This is a genomic window from Pseudomonas sp. Snoq117.2 (assembly GCF_900110545.1).
Classification (GTDB): Bacteria; Pseudomonadota; Gammaproteobacteria; order Pseudomonadales; family Pseudomonadaceae; genus Chryseomonas; species Chryseomonas benzopyrenica.
Genome location: NZ_FOED01000002.1, coordinates 87,649 through 103,790, shown reverse-complemented (window position 1 = coordinate 103,790; position 16,142 = coordinate 87,649). Strand labels below are relative to the sequence as shown.

Genomic DNA, 16,142 nt, shown 5'->3' with positions numbered 1-16,142 from the left:
TAGGCCTCGAGCCTGAGACGAGGCCGCCACCTTAGGCAGGCCACATGACGCCGATGTGACAGGACCTCAGGTCAATTCTAGCCAGATCGGCGCGTGGTCGGAGGGCTTCTCCATGCCGCGGATCTCATAGTCAATGCCTGCCGAGACGATCCGTTCGCGCAGCACCCGAGACGCGAGGATGGTATCGATGCGCAGGCCGCGCTTGGGTTCGTCCTCGAAGCCGCGGCTGCGATAGGGGAACCAGCTGAACCTGTCGTCGACGTCCGGATGCAGCTGGCGATAGCTGTCGATCAGGCCCCAGTCCAGCAGTCGCTGCATCCATTCGCGTTCTTCCGGCTGGAAACTGCAGGCGCCCGTGCGCAGCCAGCGCTTGGCGTTGACCGCACCTATGCCGATGTCGTGGTCCTGGGCGGAGATATTGAAATCCCCCATGAGCAGCAAGGGCGTATCCGGCGTGAAACGTTCTTCAAGTAGATTCTGAAGATCCGCGTAGAACTTCCTCTTGCCAGGAAATTTTGTTGGGTGAGCGATATTCTCCCCTTGGGGAAAATAGCCGTTCATGACCACCAGTGGCTGACCCTTTCGGTCGGCGAAGACGCCATAGATGAATCTCTTTTGCGACTCTTCACCATCGCCGGGAAAACCCCTGTGCAATTCCAGCGGCGCCAGGCGCGACAGCAGGGCCACTCCGTAGTGGCCCTTCTGGCCGTGATAGTGCACGTGGTAACCCAGGGCCTCGACTTCCTCGCGCGGGAACTGATCGTCCGAGACCTTGGTTTCCTGCAGGCCGATCACATCCGGATCATAGCGTTCGATGATGGCAGAAAGTTGATGAGGTCTTGCACGCAAGCCGTTGATATTGAAGCAGACTACCTTCATAACGCCCTCCCAAAACGTGGATGGCCCTAGCCTAGCAGAAAGCCTGTTGCCGAAGCGGCGACCTGGCGAACCCTGGTCACTCCCGTTTGTCTCACAGCGCAACGCCCGTTAGCATCCCTGTATGAATAAGCCGAACGCTCTACGCCGCGCCCTGATTGGAATTTGTTGTCTGCACGGCGCGGCCTGGGCGGCACCAGCCGAAGTCAGCGTTCGCGTCCAACCCGCGAATAACGCCTTGCGAGACAACATCCAGGCCTATATCGGCTCGGTCGAAGGGCGGGATGTCGCCGGGTTGCAGCGCCTGCGTCCGGCCACAGAACGGCAGGCCGAACAGGCGGCCCAGGCGCTCGGCTACTACCACGCGCAGATCGAGAGCCGCGTCGAGCCGGGTGAGACGCCACGGCTGGTCGTCGAGGTACGGCCGGGCGAGCCGGTCAGGCTGCGCAACGTCGATATCCGTATCGAAGGCCCGGCGCACGAGTTGCGCGCCTTTCGCCAGCCGATTCCGGCCGGACTCAAGGCAGGCCAGCCGCTGAACCAGGGCCTCTACGAAGACGCCAAGAGCCTGATCCAGAATCAGGCGCAACGTTATGGCTTCTTTCGCGGCACCTTCACCCAGCATCAGCTGCGTATCGATCCGGCCACCGGCTTTGCCGATATCGCCCTAGTGTTCGACAGCGGTCCACGCTTCGTCCTCGGCAAGGTGTCGTTCGAAGGGGATGCGCCCTTCGATCCCGATCTGCTCCAGCGCATGGTGCCCTTCGCCCAGGGCACGCCCTACGATTCCGAGCTGATCGCCGATTTCCAGAGCAACCTGCTGGCCAGCGGCTTCTTCGACGGGGCACGGCTCGACACCTATCCCAAGCAGGAAGGCGCGGCCGAGGTGCCGGTAACGGTCACCCTGCGGACCCGCAAGCCACGGACCTTCGGTTTCGGCCCCGGCTATTCCACCGATGTCGGTCCACGGCTGAGATTCACCTGGGAGAACCACTGGCTCAACCCCCAGGGCCACAGCCTGGGTGCGGAGGCGGAGCTGTCTTCGCCACGCCAGAGCATCGCCACCTGGTACGACATTCCCGGGCAGGACCCGATCAATGACAAGTTCCGCTTCGCCGGCGGCTACCAGTACGAGCAGATCGCCGACGACGATTCCCTCAGCCAGTTGCTGACCGTGGGTCCCGAGTGGCATCGCAAGTTTCCCAATGGCTGGGAGCGGGTGCTCTCGCTCAAGTGGCGCAACGAAAGTTATCGCCTGGGCAATGACGAAGGCACCTCCAACCTGGTGATGCCGGGGGTCGATTTCTCACTGTTGCGCAGTGACAACCGCATCGACCCCAATCGCGGCTACCGCCTGCAATTCGGCGTCTCGGCGGCGAAGGAGGGGCTGCTCTCCGACGCCAACATGATTCACGCCACGGCGCTGGCCCGCGGGTTGATCACCGTGGGCGACGGCCATCGCTTCCTCGGACGCCTGCAATTGGGCGGCAACCTCACCAATGGCTACAACAAGATCCCGCCGTCGCTGCGCTTCTTCGCCGGTGGCGATCAGAGCGTTCGCGGCTACGACTACCAGACCCTGTCACCGGAAAACGACGAAGGTGACTACGTGGGCGGTCGCTACCTGGTCGCTGGAGGCGTCGAATACCAATATCCCCTGCGCGACAAGTGGCGGCTGGCCACCTTCATCGACCAGGGCAGCGCCTTCAACGACCTCAACAACTACGAACTCAAGACCAGCGTCGGCGTGGGCGTGCGCTGGGTCTCGCCAGTCGGGCCGATCCGCGTCGACTTGGCCCACGGCCTCGACGAACCCGGCGGCATCCGCCTGCACTTTTCCATAGGACCTGAGCTGTGAAGTCGGTAGGTGGTGTCATCCTTGGCGTGCTGGCGACCCTGCTCGGTGGGCTGATCCTGTTGCTGGCCCTGGTCCTGGGCAACGCCGGCATCGGCCGCCTGGTGCTGGAGCGGGTGCCGGGTCTGACCCTGACCGAGTTTCAGGGGCGCCTGGGTGGCCATTGGCAGGCTCGGCAGCTGGTCTGGGAGGGGGGCGCCACCCGGGTAACGGTCGTGGCCCCCGAATTCGCCTGGCGACCCGGCTGCCTGCTCAGGCTGCAGCTGTGCATCGATACCCTGGTCGCCTCGCGCATCGCCATTGACCAGGCCCCCAGCAACGAGCCCCAGCCGGAAAGCAGCGGGCCGATCCAGCTACCCCGCCTGGGCCTGCCGGTCGGTATTCAGCTGGGCGAGGTGCGGATCGGTGAGATCCGCTACAACGGCGCCGAGCAGGCCCGCGACCTGGAACTCCAGGCCCGCTGGCAGGCTGATGGCATCGCCATCGAGCGACTGGCCGGCATGGCCCATGGCATCACCCTCGATACCCATGGCCGGCTGCAGCCGAATGGCGACTGGCCGCTGCAGCTGCAGGGCACCCTCGGCCTGCCTGCGCCGGATGCCGCGCCCTGGTCACTGGCGCTCAAGCTGGAGGGCGAGCTGCAGCAGACCCTGCACCTGGAGGCCGACAGCAGCGGCTATCTGCCCGGCCGCTTGACCGGCACGGTGCAACCGCTGGTGGACAACGTCCCGGCCGATCTGCAACTGCTGGCCGATGGCTTCAAGGCGGCCGCCAGCCTGCCCGATACCCTGCGGCTGAACGACCTCAAGCTGACCGCGCGAGGCGATCTGGCTGCGGGCTACGCCCTGGTCGGCCAGGCGAAACTGCCGGGCGAGGGCGGTCCGGTGGACCTGAATCTGGAGGGCCGCGTCGATGCCAAGGGCGCGCGGGTCGCGGCCTTGCGCCTGCAGACCGCGCCCGAGCAGCGCGTGGCGCTGGCCGGCCAGGTCGATTGGCAGCAGGGGCTCGCCGCCGACGCCACCCTGGATTGGCGCGACTTCCCCTGGCGCCGGCTGTATCCCATGGCGGAGCCCCCGGTGAGCCTGCAGCGTCTGCAGGGCGAGGTGGCCTATAGAGACGGTGCCTATTTGGGCAATCTCAAGGCCGCGGCCACCGGTCCGGCCGGTGCCTTCACCCTGGCCACCCCTTTCAGTGGCGATACCACCCAGCTCAATCTGCCCTCGCTGGATCTCCAGGCCGGCCAGGGGCGGGCGCAGGGCAAGGTCAACCTGGGCTTCGCCGACGGCATCAGCTGGCAGGTGGCCCTGGATCTGAGTCGCCTGGATCCGGCCTTCTGGGTCGCTCAGCTGCCCGGTAGCCTGGCCGGTCCGCTGCGCAGTTCCGGTGCCTTCAAGGACGGCCGCCTGCGGCTGGATGCCGATCTGGACCTCAAGGGCCGACTGCGCAACCAACCGGCGGTCCTGGCGGCCAAGGCCCAGGGCGCCGGTGAGCAGTGGCAGGTCTCCCAGCTGGATGTTCGCCTGGGCGACAACCGCATCCAGGGGCAGGGCGCCCTCGACCAGCGGCTGCAGGGCCAACTGCAACTGGATCTGCGCCGACTGGCCCAGCTCTGGCCCGATCTCTCGGGCAGCGCCCAGGGTCGCCTGGATCTGGCGGGCACCTTGAAGGCACCGGCGGGCAAGCTGCAGCTCGATGGGCGCCAGCTCGCCTATGCCGACAACCGCATGAGCAGCCTGGGGCTGGCGGCCACTCTGGACGATCGCCAGCGCGGCAAGCTGGAGCTGACCGCCCAGGGGCTGCAGGCGGCCGGGCGCGATTTTGGCGTCTTGCGCCTGCAGGGGCAGGGCGATCGCCGCCAGCAGCAGGCCGAGCTGTTGCTCAAGGGGTCCCAGCTCAACCTGGCGCTCGCGGCCGGCGGTACCCTGGCCGACAACGGCGACTGGAAGGGCCAGCTGGCCCGCGGCTCGGTTGCCGCCAGCGGCCAGAACTGGACCCTGCAAAGCCCCGCGCGCATCGAACGCTTGGCCAACGGGCGCCTGGAACTGGGCCGGCATTGCTGGCGGTCCGGCGCGGCCAGCCTTTGCGGCGACGATCAGCAGCTACTGCCCGACACCCGTCTCGCCTGGCACCTGCGCGCCTTCCCGCTCGCCAGTCTGCAACCGCTGCTGCCCCCGGAACTGGCCTGGCAGGGCACCCTTGATGGCGACGTCGACCTGCGCCTGCCCAAGGCCGGGCCCGATGGCGAGATCCGTCTCCAGGCCGGCCGTGGCAGCCTTAGGTTGCGCGACGCCGCGGGCCAGTGGCAGACCTTCAGCTACGACAGCCTGGACGTCACCAGCGCCCTGAAACCGCAACAGGTGGACACCCAGGTACGCCTGACCAGTGCCGACCTCGGCCGGCTCGACGTCCAGGCCCGGTTGGACCCTCGCGATCCGAATCAGGCCCTGGCCGGGCGCTTCCAGTTGCAGGGGCTGAACCTGGCCCTGGGCAAGGCCTTCGTCGAAGGCATCGAGCATCTGGAAGGCAAGATCAACGGCGCGGGCGAGCTGGGCGGAACCCTGCTGCAACCGCGGGTCAATGGCCAGATCCAGCTCACGGGTGGTGACATCGGCGGCGGCAGCGTGCCGACGCGCCTGCAGGACCTCGGCCTGACCGCCCGTATCCAGGGCGACACCGCCTTGCTCGACGGCGGCTGGCGCAGCGGCACCCAGGGGCGCGGCCAGATCCGGGGCAGCGTCGGCTGGGCCAATGGCCTGGACGTCAATGTGGCGGTCACCGGCGACAAGCTGCCGGTCAACGTCGAGCCCTATGCGCAGCTGGAAGTGGCGCCCAATCTCAAGATTCTCATGCAGAACGGCCGCCTGGCCCTGGCCGGTGAGGTCCGGGTGCCGCGTGGGCGCATCCAGGTGCAGCAGTTGCCGCCGTCCACGGTCAAGGTGTCGGACGATGCCGTCATCGTCGGCCAGGAGGCGCCGGCCAGGCAGCAGGCGATGCAGATCGCCATGGACGTCGATGTGCTGGTCGGCTCCGACAAGCTCACCTTCGATGCCTTTGGCCTGTCCGCGGAAATCGTCGGCAAGGTCCACATCGGCGACAACCTCGACACCCGCGGAGAGCTGAACCTGCGCAACGGTCGCTACAACGCCTATGGTCAGCGCCTGACCATGAGGCGCGCTCGGCTGTTCTTCCAGGGGCCTATCGCCCAGCCCTATATCGATGTGGAAGCCGTACGGGTGGTGCAGGAGCAGAATGTCACCGCGGGATTGCGGCTCTCGGGCTTCGCCCAGCAGCCGCGTATCGAAGTGTTCTCCGAGCCGAGCATGAGCCAGGAGCAGGCGCTGGCCTACCTGGTGCTGGGGCGGCCGCTGTCCAGCGGCAGCGAAGGCGACAACAACGTGCTCGGCCAGGCGGCGCTGGCATTGGGCCTGGCCGGCAGTTCCGGCACCGCCGGTGCCCTGGCGCAGCGCTTGGGCATCCAGAACTTCCAGCTTGATACCGCTGGATCGGGGGACAAGACCAGCGTGGTGGCCTCGGGAAATCTGACCGATCGCTTGTCGGTGCGCTATGGGGTAGGGGTGTTCGATTCGGCCAATACCGTCGCCCTGCGCTACCAGCTCACCCGCCGGCTCTATCTCGAGATCGCCAGCGGTCTGGCCAATTCCCTGGATTTCTTCTATCGCCGCGATTTTTGAAGCAGGGGCGCGTAACGCTTTGATCGGGTGCGGAAAACGTGTTTACTCCCTGTCCCGTCTCATGAGAAAGGAGCTGTTCATGGCAACCGTCAATCTGCGTGGCAACCCGGTCGAGGTGCAGGGCAACCTGCCGCAGCCTGGCCAACAGGCCCCGGCCTTCAGCCTGGTCAATGGCGATCTGCAGGACATCACCCTGGCCAGCCTCGCCGGCAAGCGCAAGGTGCTCAACATCTTCCCCAGCGTCGACACCCCGACCTGCGCCACCTCGGTGCGCAAGTTCAACAGCGAAGTCGACAAGCTGGATAACACCCTGGTGCTGTGCATCTCCGCCGACCTGCCGTTCGCCCAGAAGCGCTTCTGTGGCGCCGAAGGCCTGGAAAAGGTCATGAACCTCTCGACCCTGCGCGGTGCCGAATTCCTGCAGGCTTATGGCGTCGCCCTGGCCAGCGGTCCGCTGCAAGGCCTGGCCGCTCGTGCCGTGGTGGTACTGGACGAACAGGACAGGGTGCTGCACAGCGAACTGGTGCCCGAGATCGGTCAGGAGCCGGACTACGCGGCTGCGCTCGCCGTCCTCGGCTGATCGCCGGCAACCCACCGCGCCACGCGGTGGGCGCTTCGAAACGGGCAGGCGCCTTTTGTGTCTGCCCGTTTTGCTTTAGGTAAAATCGCAGTAAAGGGGCTGGTTAGCCGTCTCGCTACTGCTTATCTTCCGCCTTCCCCAGCGTGTACGTATTCTCCGATGTCCGACTCTTCGCCTAGCTCTTCCTCCCGTCGCCGACTGGTCTGGCTGCTCGTTCTCGTGGTGCTGGTGGCCGCGGGTAGCTGGTATTGGTATCACCAGCATGGCCAGAAGAGCGAGGCCGCGGCCGGCAAGGGGGCTCGTTCGCCCTTCGGCATGACCGGCCCGACCCCGGTGCGGGTGGTGGCGGTCGAACAGCGCAGCTTTGCCATCGTGCGCCGGTCCATCGGTACGGTGACCGCGCTCAATACCGTGAACGTGCGCACCCGGGTCGCCGGCGAACTGGTCCGCGTCGCCTTCGACGAAGGCCAGAAGGTCAAGGCCGGCGAGCTGCTGGCCACCATAGACCCACGCCCCTATGAGGTGGCGCTGCAGCAGGCCGAGGGCACCTTGCAGCAGAATCAGGCGCAGCTGCGCAACGCCGAGCTGGACCTCAAGCGCTACCAGGGGCTGTTCCGCGAGGACAGCATCGCCAGGCAGACGCTGGATACCCAGGAGGCCCTGGTCAACCAGTACCGCGGTACCCTCAAGAACAGCCAGGCAGCGGTGGCCGATGCCAAGCTGAATCTGGCCTTCACCCAGATCAAGGCGCCCATCGCCGGCCGTGTCGGCCTGCGTCAGCTGGATGGGGGCAACCTGCTGTCCGCCAACGACAGCACCGTGGTCGCCGTCATCACCCAGACCCAGCCGATCTCGGTGGTCTTCACCCTGCCGGAAAGCCAGCTCGGCGAGTTGCTCAAGCGCGCCCGCGCCGGCCAGACCCTGCCGGTCGAAGCCTGGGATCGCGGCGGTTCGCGCAAGGTCGCCGACGGTACCCTGCAGAGCTTCGACAACCAGATCGATACGGCCACCGGCACCCTCAAGTTTCGCGCGCGCTTCGCCAATGGCGACGAGGCGCTGTTCCCCAATCAGTTCGTCACCGTGCGGGTGCGCGAACAGGTGCTGGATCAGGCCCTGGTGGTGCCTTCCGCGGCTATCCAGTTCGGCTCCAATGGCACCTTCGCCTACGTGGTGGGGCCCGACAACAAGATCCAGGTCCGCAGCCTCAAGCTGGGGCCGGATGACGGCAGTCTAACCGTGGTCACCGAAGGCCTGGCCGCCGGTGACCGGGTGGTGACCGAAGGCACCGATCGCCTGCGCGAGGGCAACGAGGTGGAGGTGGTCACCGGGGCTTCGGCGGCGCCCAGCGAACCGGCCAAGCCGGCGGTACGCAAGCCCGGCAAGACCCAGGGCTGATCGGCCGCGATGGATATCTCGCGCCCCTTCATCCTGCGCCCGGTCGCCACCACCCTGTTGATGGTGGCGCTGCTCATCGCCGGTCTGCTGGCCTATCGGTTGCTGCCGGTCGCGGCGCTGCCACAGGTGGACTATCCCACCATCCGGGTGCTCACCCTCTATCCCGGCGCCAGTCCCGATGTCATGACCAGCGCCGTTACCGCGCCGCTGGAGCGCCAGTTCGGGCAGATGCCGGGTCTGTCGCAGATGGCCTCCACCAGCTCCGGTGGCGCCTCGGTCATCACCTTGAGATTCAACCTGGAACTGAACCTGTCGGTCGCCGAGCAGGAGGTCCAGGCGGCGATCAACGCGGCCAACAACCTGCTGCCCAGCGACCTGCCGGCGCCCCCGGTGTACAACAAGGTCAATCCGGCCGATACGCCCATCGTCACCCTGGCGATCAGCTCCAGGACCCTGCCGCTGCCCACGCTCTACGACCTGGTCGACACCCGCATGGCGCAGAAGCTGGCCCAGGTCAGCGGGGTAGGGATGGTCAGCCTGGCCGGCGGCCAGCGCCCGGCGGTGCGCATCCAGGTCGATCCCGACAAGCTCGCGGCCCACAACCTGACCCTGGCCGATGTGCGCAGCCTGGTCACCAGCGAAAACACCAACCAGCCCAAGGGCAGCTTCGACGGCCCCACCCGGGTGGCCACCCTGGACGCCAACGACCAGTTGCGCGACCCCAAGGCCTATGGCGACCTGATCCTCAACTACGCCGACAACGGCGCCCTGCGCCTGGGTGACGTCGCCACCATCGCCCAGGGCGCCGAAAACGACCGCCTGGCCGCCTGGGCCAATCGCAGCGGCGCCATCCTGGTCAACGTCCAGCGCCAGCCCGGGGCCAACGTCATCCAGACCGTCGACCGCATCCAGGCGCTGTTGCCGAGCCTCAAGGAAAGCCTGCCGGCCGGTCTCGACATCGCCGTGCTCAGCGACCGTACCGAGACCATCCGCGCCGCGGTCACCGACGTCCAGCACGAGATGCTGCTGGCGGTGGGGCTGGTGGTCATGGTCACCTTCGTCTTCCTGCGTCGCTTCAGCGCCACCCTGATCCCCTCGGTCACGGTGCCGCTGTCGTTGATCGGCACCTTTGGCGCCATGTACCTGGCCGGCTTCTCGCTCAACAACCTGTCGCTGATGGCCCTGACCATCGCCACCGGTTTCGTCGTCGACGATGCCATCGTCATGCTGGAAAACATCTCCCGGCATCTGGAAGAGGGCGCCACACCCATGGAAGCGGCGCTCAAGGGCGCCCGCCAGATCGGCTTCACCCTGGTGTCCCTGACCGTTTCGCTGATCGCCGTGCTCATCCCGCTGCTGTTCATGCAGGACGTGGTCGGCCGGCTGTTCCGCGAATTCGCCATCACCCTGGCGGTGGCCATCCTCATCTCCCTGGTGATCTCCCTTACCCTCACGCCGATGATGTGCGCCCGCCTGCTCAAGCGCGAGGAAGCCGCCGAGCACCAGCTGGTCTGGCTGGAGCGGCTGATCGCCGGCTATGGCCGGGCACTGCGCTGGTCGCTGGCCAATCGGGCGCTGATGCTGCTGCTGGCGCTGGCGACCTTCGTGCTCACCGCGGTGCTCTACCTGCTGGTGCCCAAGGGCTTCTTTCCGGCTCAGGACACCGGCTCCATCCAGGGCATCACCGAGGCGCCCCAGTCGATTTCCTTCCGTGGCATGAGCGAGCGCCAGCAGGCCCTGGCCGCGGTGGTGCTGCAAGACCCGGCGGTGGCGAGCCTGTCGTCCTATATCGGCGTCGATGGCGATAACGTCACCCTCAACAGCGGTCGCATGCAGATCAACCTCAAGCCGCAGAGCGAGCGCGATGTCACGGCCCAGGAGGTGATCGACCGGCTGCGGCCCGCGGTCGCCAAGGTGGTCGGCATCACCCTCTACATGCAACCGGTGCAGGACCTCAGCGTCGAAGACCGGGTCAGCCGCACCCAGTATCAGCTCACCCTGGATTCGCCCGACGCCAATCTGCTCGACACCTGGGTGCCGCGGCTGACCGAGGCGCTGCACCAGCGGCCCGAGCTCACCGATGTCACCAGCGACCTGCAGAACAAGGGGCTGCAGCTGTACCTGACCATCGACCGCGACGCGGCGGCGCGCCTGGGGGTGCAGGTCTCGGCCATCACCGACGCCCTCTACGACGCCCTCGGTCAGCGGCAGATCTCGACCATCTACACCCAGGCCAACCAGTACCGGGTGGTGCTGGCCAGCGCCGCTGCCGACAGCCTGGGGCCGGATGCCCTCAGCCAGGTCTGGGTAAAGGCGGGCAGTGGTACCTCCTCCAGCGGCAGCAGTGGCACCGGCACGGCCAGCACGGCCGAAACCACCACGGATACCAGTCGCGCCCCGGTGCGGCTGTCCAGCCTGGTGAAGATGGAGCAGCGGCCGACCCGTCTGGTCATTAACCACCTCAGCCAGTTCCCGGCGGTGACCCTGTCCTTCAACCTGGCGAACGGCGTTTCCCTCGGTGCCGCCGTGGCCGCCATCGACGCGGCCAAGCAGGAGATCGGCCTGCCGGTGGGCATCAATACCCACTACCAGGGCGCGGCGGCGGCCTTCCAGGCCTCGCTGTCCAGCACCCTGTTGCTGATCCTGGCGGCGGTGGTGGTGATGTACATCGTGCTGGGAGTGCTCTACGAGAGCTTCATCCATCCGTTGACCATCCTCTCGACGCTGCCCTCGGCGGCCATCGGCGCCTTGCTGGCGCTCCTGCTCACCGGCAACGACCTCGGGCTGATCGCGGTGATCGGCATCATCCTGCTGATCGGCATCGTCAAGAAGAACGCCATCATGATGATCGACTTCGCCCTCGACGCCGAACGCCACCAGGGGCTCACGCCGGAGGAGGCCATCTACCAGGCGGCGCTGCTGAGATTCCGGCCGATCCTCATGACCACCCTGGCCGCGCTGTTCGGCGCGGTGCCGCTGATGCTGGCCACCGGCGCCGGCGCAGAGTTGCGCCAGCCGCTCGGCCTGGTGATGGTGGGCGGCCTGCTGGTGAGCCAGGTGCTGACGCTGTTCACCACCCCGGTGATCTACCTGGCCTTCGACCGCCTGGGCGAGCGCCTGGGTCGGCGCAGGACGGCCTGAGGTGAATCTCTCGGCGCCCTTCATCGCCCGGCCGGTGGCGACCCTGCTGCTGAGCCTGGCCTTGCTGCTGCTCGGCGCCATCGCCTTTAGGCTGTTGCCGGTGGCGCCACTGCCGCAGATGGATTTCCCGACCATCACCGTCTCGGCGACCCTGTCCGGCGCCAGTCCCCAGGTGATGGCCTCCAGCGTGGCCACCCCCCTGGAGCGCTCCCTGGGCAGCATCGCCGGCATCAGTTCCATGACCAGCCGCAGCAGCCAGGGCTCGACCCAGATCATCATCCAGTTCGACCTGGACAAGGACGTCAATACCGCCGCCCGCGAGGTGCAGGCGGCCATCAACGCCTCGCGCAACCTGCTGCCCAGCGGCATGCGCCAGATGCCGCGCTATCGCAAGGTCAATCCGTCCCAGGCACCCATCATGGTGTTCTCCCTGACCTCCAAGACCCTGAGCAAGGGCGAACTGTACGACCTGGCGTCGACGGTGCTGGCCCAGAGCCTGTCCCAGGTCAACGGCGTGGGCGAGGTGCAGATCGGCGGCAGCTCCCTGCCGGCGGTACGCGTCGAGCTGGAGCCGCGGCAGCTGGAGCACTATGGCCTGGCGCTGGACGATGTCCGCACCGCCATCAACAGCGCCAACCAGCGTCGGCCCAAGGGCGCGGTGGCCAATGACCAGCACAACTGGCAGATCCAGGCCAACGACCAGCTGTTCAAGGCCGCCGACTATGCGCCCCTGATCATCCGCTACCAGGATGGCGCGGCACTGCGCCTGCGCGATGTCGCCAAGGTCAGCGACGCGGTGGAAGACCGTTACAACGCTGGCTTCTACAACGACCAGAGCGCAGTGTTGCTGGTGGTCAATCGCCAGGCCAACGCCAACATCATCGAGACCATCGCCGCGCTCAAGGCGCGCCTGCCAGCGCTGGAAGCCATCGTGCCGGCCAGCGCCCGCCTGGAAGTGGCCATGGACCGCTCAGGCGTGATCAAGGCCACCCTGCACGAGGCCGAGCTGACCCTGATCATCGCCGTCTTCCTGGTGATCGGCGTGGTCTGGCTGTTCCTTGGCCGACTGCGCAGCGCGGTGATTCCGGCCCTGGCGGTACCCATTTCCCTGGTGGGCACCTTCGCCGTCATGTACCTGCTCGGCTTTTCGCTCAATACCCTGTCGCTGATGGCCTTGATCCTCGCGGCGGGCCTGGTGGTGGACGATGCCATCGTGGTGCTGGAGAACATCGCCCGCCACATCGACAACGGCATGGCGCCGCTCAAAGCCGCCTATCAGGGCACCCGCGAGGTGGGCTTCACCCTGCTGTCGATGAACGTCTCCCTGGTGGCCGTCTTCGTCGCCATCCTCTTCATCGGTGGCATCGTCGAGAAGCTGTTCCGGGAGTTCTCCCTGACCCTGGCGGCGGCCATCCTGGTCTCCCTGGTGGTGTCCCTGACCCTGACGCCCATGCTCTGCGCGCGCTGGCTCAGGCCCCATGACCCGGCGACCCAAGGACGCTTGCAGCGCTTCAGCGAACGCGCCCATCGCCGGCTGGTGGCGGGTTACGACCGCAGCCTCGGCTGGGCCCTGCGCCATCGGCGCCTGACCCTGCTCAGCCTGATCGCCACCATAGTGCTCAACGTGGTGCTCTATGTGGTGGTGCCCAAGACCTTCATGCCGCAGCAGGACACCGGCCAACTGATCGGTTTCATCCGCGGCGACAATGCCCTGTCGTTCCAGGTGATGCAGCCGAAGATCGAGATCCTGCGCAAGTCGCTGCTGGCCGATCCGGCGGTAGCCAGCGCCTCGGGCTTCGTCGGCAGCTCCGGTTCCGGCAGCGGGGTGAACAATGCGGTGATGCTGATCCGCCTCAAGCCCATCGCCGAGCGCCAGCTGGATGCCCAGAAGGTCATCGAGCGCATCCGCGCCAATGCCCCCAAGGTGCCGGGTGCCCAGCTGTTCCTCATGGCCGACCAGGACCTCAGATTCGGCGGTCGCCAGCAGAGCACCTCGTCTTATGAGTACAACCTGCTCTCCGGCGACGTCCAGCTGCTGCAGGCCTGGCAGCCCAAGGTGCTGGCCGCGCTCAAGGCGCTGCCGGAACTGACCGCGGTGGATGGCCGCGAGGGCAGCACTCAGCAGATCACCCTGCAGATCGACCGCGAGAAGGCCAAGCGCCTCGGCGTGGACATGGAGACCGTGGCCGCGGTGCTCAACAACTCCTTCGCCCAGCGGCAGATCTCGACCATCTACGAGCCGCTCAACCAGTACAAGGTGGTGATGGAGATCAATCCGCGCTATGCCCAGGACCCGACCGTCCTCGAGCAGGTGCGGGTCATCACCAGCAGCGGCGCCCAGGTGCCGCTGTCGGCCTTCGCCTACTACACCAACAGCCTTGCCGAGGACCGGGTCACCCACGACGGCCAGTTCGCCTCGGAGAGCATCAACTTCGACCTGGCGCCGGACGTCAGCCTGGAGCAGGCGACCCGGGCGGTGCAGCGCGCGGTGGCGGCCATCGGTCTGCCCAGCGATGTCCAGGGTCGCCTGGGCGGCTCGGCCAACATCTTCGCCAGCACCGTCTCGGGGCAGCCGCTGATGATCCTCGGCGCCCTGGTGCTGGTCTACATCGTGCTCGGTGTGCTCTACGAGAGCTACGTACACCCCCTGACCATCCTCTCGACGCTGCCGTCGGCGGGGGTAGGGGCCTTGCTGGCCATCCAGCTCACCGGCGGCCAGTTCAGCCTGATCTCCATGCTCGGGCTGTTCCTGCTGATCGGGGTGGTGAAAAAGAACGCCATCATGATGGTGGACCTGGCGCTGCAACTGGAACGCCAACAGGGGCTGACGCCCGAGGAAGGCATCCGCCAGGCCTGCCTGCTGCGCCTGAGGCCCATCCTCATGACCACCATGGCCGCCATCCTCGGCGCCGTGCCGCTGCTGATCGGCAATACCGAAGGCGCCGAGATGCGCCAGCCGCTGGGCCTGGTGATCGTCGGCGGGCTCGTGCTGAGCCAGATCCTCACCCTCTACACCACCCCGGTGGTCTATCTCTATTTCGAACGCCTGCGCCGCCGCGTCAATCGCTGGCGCGGCATCCGTACCGACGCTGCCCTGGATACGCCGCTATGACCCCATTCCTGCGCCTGCCGACGCTGACCCTGGCTCTGCTGCTGGCCGGCTGTACGCTGGGCCCGGATTACCAGCGACCGACCACCACGGTACCGGTCGCCTATCGCCACGCCGAAGGCTGGCAGGCCGCCGCGCCCAAGGACCTAGAGATGCGCAGCGACTGGTGGCGGCGCTATGACGACCCGACCCTGGATCGGCTGATGGTGCAGCTCAACCAGCGCAACCAGAGCCTGGCGCAGGCCGAGGCCACCTATCGGCAGTCGCTGGCCCTGGTCAGCCAGGCGCGGGCTTCGCTGTTCCCGACCCTGTCCAGCAGCCTGGGCGCCACCCGTTCCGGACGCGGCGGCGGTTCGGGCAGCAACACCGTCATCCGCAACTCCAGTGGCACCAGCAGCACCTTCAGCAGCAGTGGCACCAGTACCATCAGCAACGCCTATGACGCCAGTCTGGGGGTGAGCTGGGAGCTGGATCTCTGGGGCCGCGTCCGCCGCCAGGTGGAGTCGGATCGGGCCACCGCCCAGGCCAGCGCCGCTGAGCTAGCCGCCACCCGCCTGAGTCTGCAGACGCAACTGGCGACCAACTACCTGCAGCTGCGGGTGCTGGATGCCCAGCAGCGGCTGCTCGACGCCACCGTGGCCGCCTACGAGCGCTCCCTGCGGCTGACCCAGAACCAGTACCGCGCCGGTATCGTTACCCCGGCCGATGTGGCCCAGGCCACCACCCAGCTAAAGAGCACCCAGGCCGACGCCATCGATCTCAGGTATCAACGCGCCCAGCTGGAAAACGCCATCGCGGTGCTGGTCGGCGAAGTCCCGGCCAATTTCCAGCTGGCCACGGTCAAGACGATTCCCGAGTTGCCGCCGCTGCCGAGCGCCGTGCCCTCGACGCTGTTGGAGCGGCGTCCGGACATCGCCCAGGCCGAGCGCCAGGTCATGGCCGCCAATGCCGCCATCGGCGTCGCCGAAGCCGCCTACTATCCCGACCTGACCCTGAGCGCCAGCGGTGGCTACAGCGCTAGCCAATGGGGCGGCCTGGTCAGCACCCCGAATCGCTTCTGGTCGATCGGGCCATCCTTCGCCCTGTCGCTGTTCGATGGTGGCCTGCGCCAGGCCCAGGTGGAGTCGGCCGAAGCCAGCTACGACGCCAGCGTCGCCGGCTATCGCCAGACCGTGCTCGATGGCTTCCGCGAGGTGGAAGACTACCTGGTGCAGTTGCGCACCTACGATGACGAAGCCGGCGTACGCCAGGAGGCCCTGGACGCCGCGCGCCGCGCCCTGCAACTGGCAGAGAATCAGTACCAGGCCGGGTTGATCGGCTATCTCGACGTCGTCACCCTGCAGACCACCGCCCTGAGCAACGAACGCACCAACCTGACCCTGCTGGGCAGTCGCCTCAGCACCAGCGTCCAGCTGATCGCCGCGCTCGGCGGTGGCTGGGATGGCAATGTCGCACCACCTGCGCCACCGCGGCGGCCCTGAGCCCAGGCACAAA

8 protein-coding genes are annotated in these 16,142 nt (G+C 66.9%); 7 read left to right on the top strand and 1 reads right to left on the bottom strand.

The window, feature by feature from the left end; genetic code table 11:
* Window positions 1-66: 66 nt before the first annotated feature.
* The gene (gene xthA / locus BMZ43_RS06395) at window positions 67-879 is read right to left on the bottom strand and encodes an exodeoxyribonuclease III (protein WP_064308658.1); all 813 of its coding nucleotides are present in this window, start codon (window positions 877-879) and stop codon (window positions 67-69) included.
* 121 nt (window positions 880-1,000) lie between these two features.
* Here xthA and BMZ43_RS06390 point away from each other — a divergent pair, with 121 nt between their 5' ends.
* The 7 genes from BMZ43_RS06390 (at window position 1,001) to BMZ43_RS06360 (ending at window position 16,129) form a co-directional block, all read left to right on the top strand.
* Entirely contained in the window at window positions 1,001-2,734 is a 1,734-nt protein-coding gene (locus BMZ43_RS06390) for an autotransporter assembly complex protein TamA (RefSeq protein WP_064308659.1), read from the top strand.
* On the top strand, window positions 2,731-6,423 hold the full coding sequence (locus BMZ43_RS06385) for a translocation/assembly module TamB domain-containing protein (protein WP_093251205.1): 3,693 nt from the start codon (window positions 2,731-2,733) through the stop codon (window positions 6,421-6,423). Before BMZ43_RS06390 ends, BMZ43_RS06385 begins: the two co-directional genes overlap by 4 nt.
* 79 nt (window positions 6,424-6,502) lie before the next feature.
* A complete protein-coding gene (gene tpx, locus BMZ43_RS06380) occupies window positions 6,503-7,003 on the top strand; it encodes a thiol peroxidase (protein ID WP_064308661.1) in 501 nt (166 codons plus the stop codon).
* A gap of 159 nt (window positions 7,004-7,162) precedes the next feature.
* Window positions 7,163-8,398 carry an MdtA/MuxA family multidrug efflux RND transporter periplasmic adaptor subunit gene (locus BMZ43_RS06375; protein ID WP_093251201.1) on the top strand — a complete coding sequence of 412 codons (1,236 nt, stop codon included), beginning with the start codon at window positions 7,163-7,165 and terminating at the stop codon, window positions 8,396-8,398.
* Window positions 8,399-8,407: 9 nt separating this feature from the next.
* Complete coding sequence (locus BMZ43_RS06370; RefSeq protein ID WP_093251194.1) at window positions 8,408-11,539, top strand: multidrug efflux RND transporter permease subunit; 3,132 nt, start codon at window positions 8,408-8,410, stop codon at window positions 11,537-11,539.
* A gap of 1 nt (window position 11,540) precedes the next feature.
* Window positions 11,541-14,651 carry an efflux RND transporter permease subunit gene (locus BMZ43_RS06365; RefSeq protein WP_093251192.1) on the top strand — a complete coding sequence of 1,037 codons (3,111 nt, stop codon included), beginning with the start codon at window positions 11,541-11,543 and terminating at the stop codon, window positions 14,649-14,651.
* Window positions 14,648-16,129, top strand: a complete 1,482-nt coding sequence (locus BMZ43_RS06360) for an efflux transporter outer membrane subunit (protein WP_093251189.1) — start codon at window positions 14,648-14,650, stop codon at window positions 16,127-16,129. Before BMZ43_RS06365 ends, BMZ43_RS06360 begins: the two co-directional genes overlap by 4 nt.
* The last annotated feature ends 13 nt before the right edge of the window (window positions 16,130-16,142 follow it).

Bases quoted from the DNA above. Each gene is read 5' to 3' on its own strand.
- xthA (WP_064308658.1), bottom strand. From the start codon at position 879: ATGAAGGTAGTCTGCTTCAATATCAACGGCTTGCGTGCAAGACCTCAT.
- BMZ43_RS06390 (WP_064308659.1), top strand. From the start codon at position 1,001: ATGAATAAGCCGAACGCTCTACGCCGCGCCCTGATTGGAATTTGTTGT.
- tpx (WP_064308661.1), top strand. From the start codon at position 6,503: ATGGCAACCGTCAATCTGCGTGGCAACCCGGTCGAGGTGCAGGGCAAC.
- BMZ43_RS06375 (WP_093251201.1), top strand. From the start codon at position 7,163: ATGTCCGACTCTTCGCCTAGCTCTTCCTCCCGTCGCCGACTGGTCTGG.
- BMZ43_RS06370 (WP_093251194.1), top strand. From the start codon at position 8,408: ATGGATATCTCGCGCCCCTTCATCCTGCGCCCGGTCGCCACCACCCTG.
- BMZ43_RS06360 (WP_093251189.1), top strand. From the start codon at position 14,648: ATGACCCCATTCCTGCGCCTGCCGACGCTGACCCTGGCTCTGCTGCTG.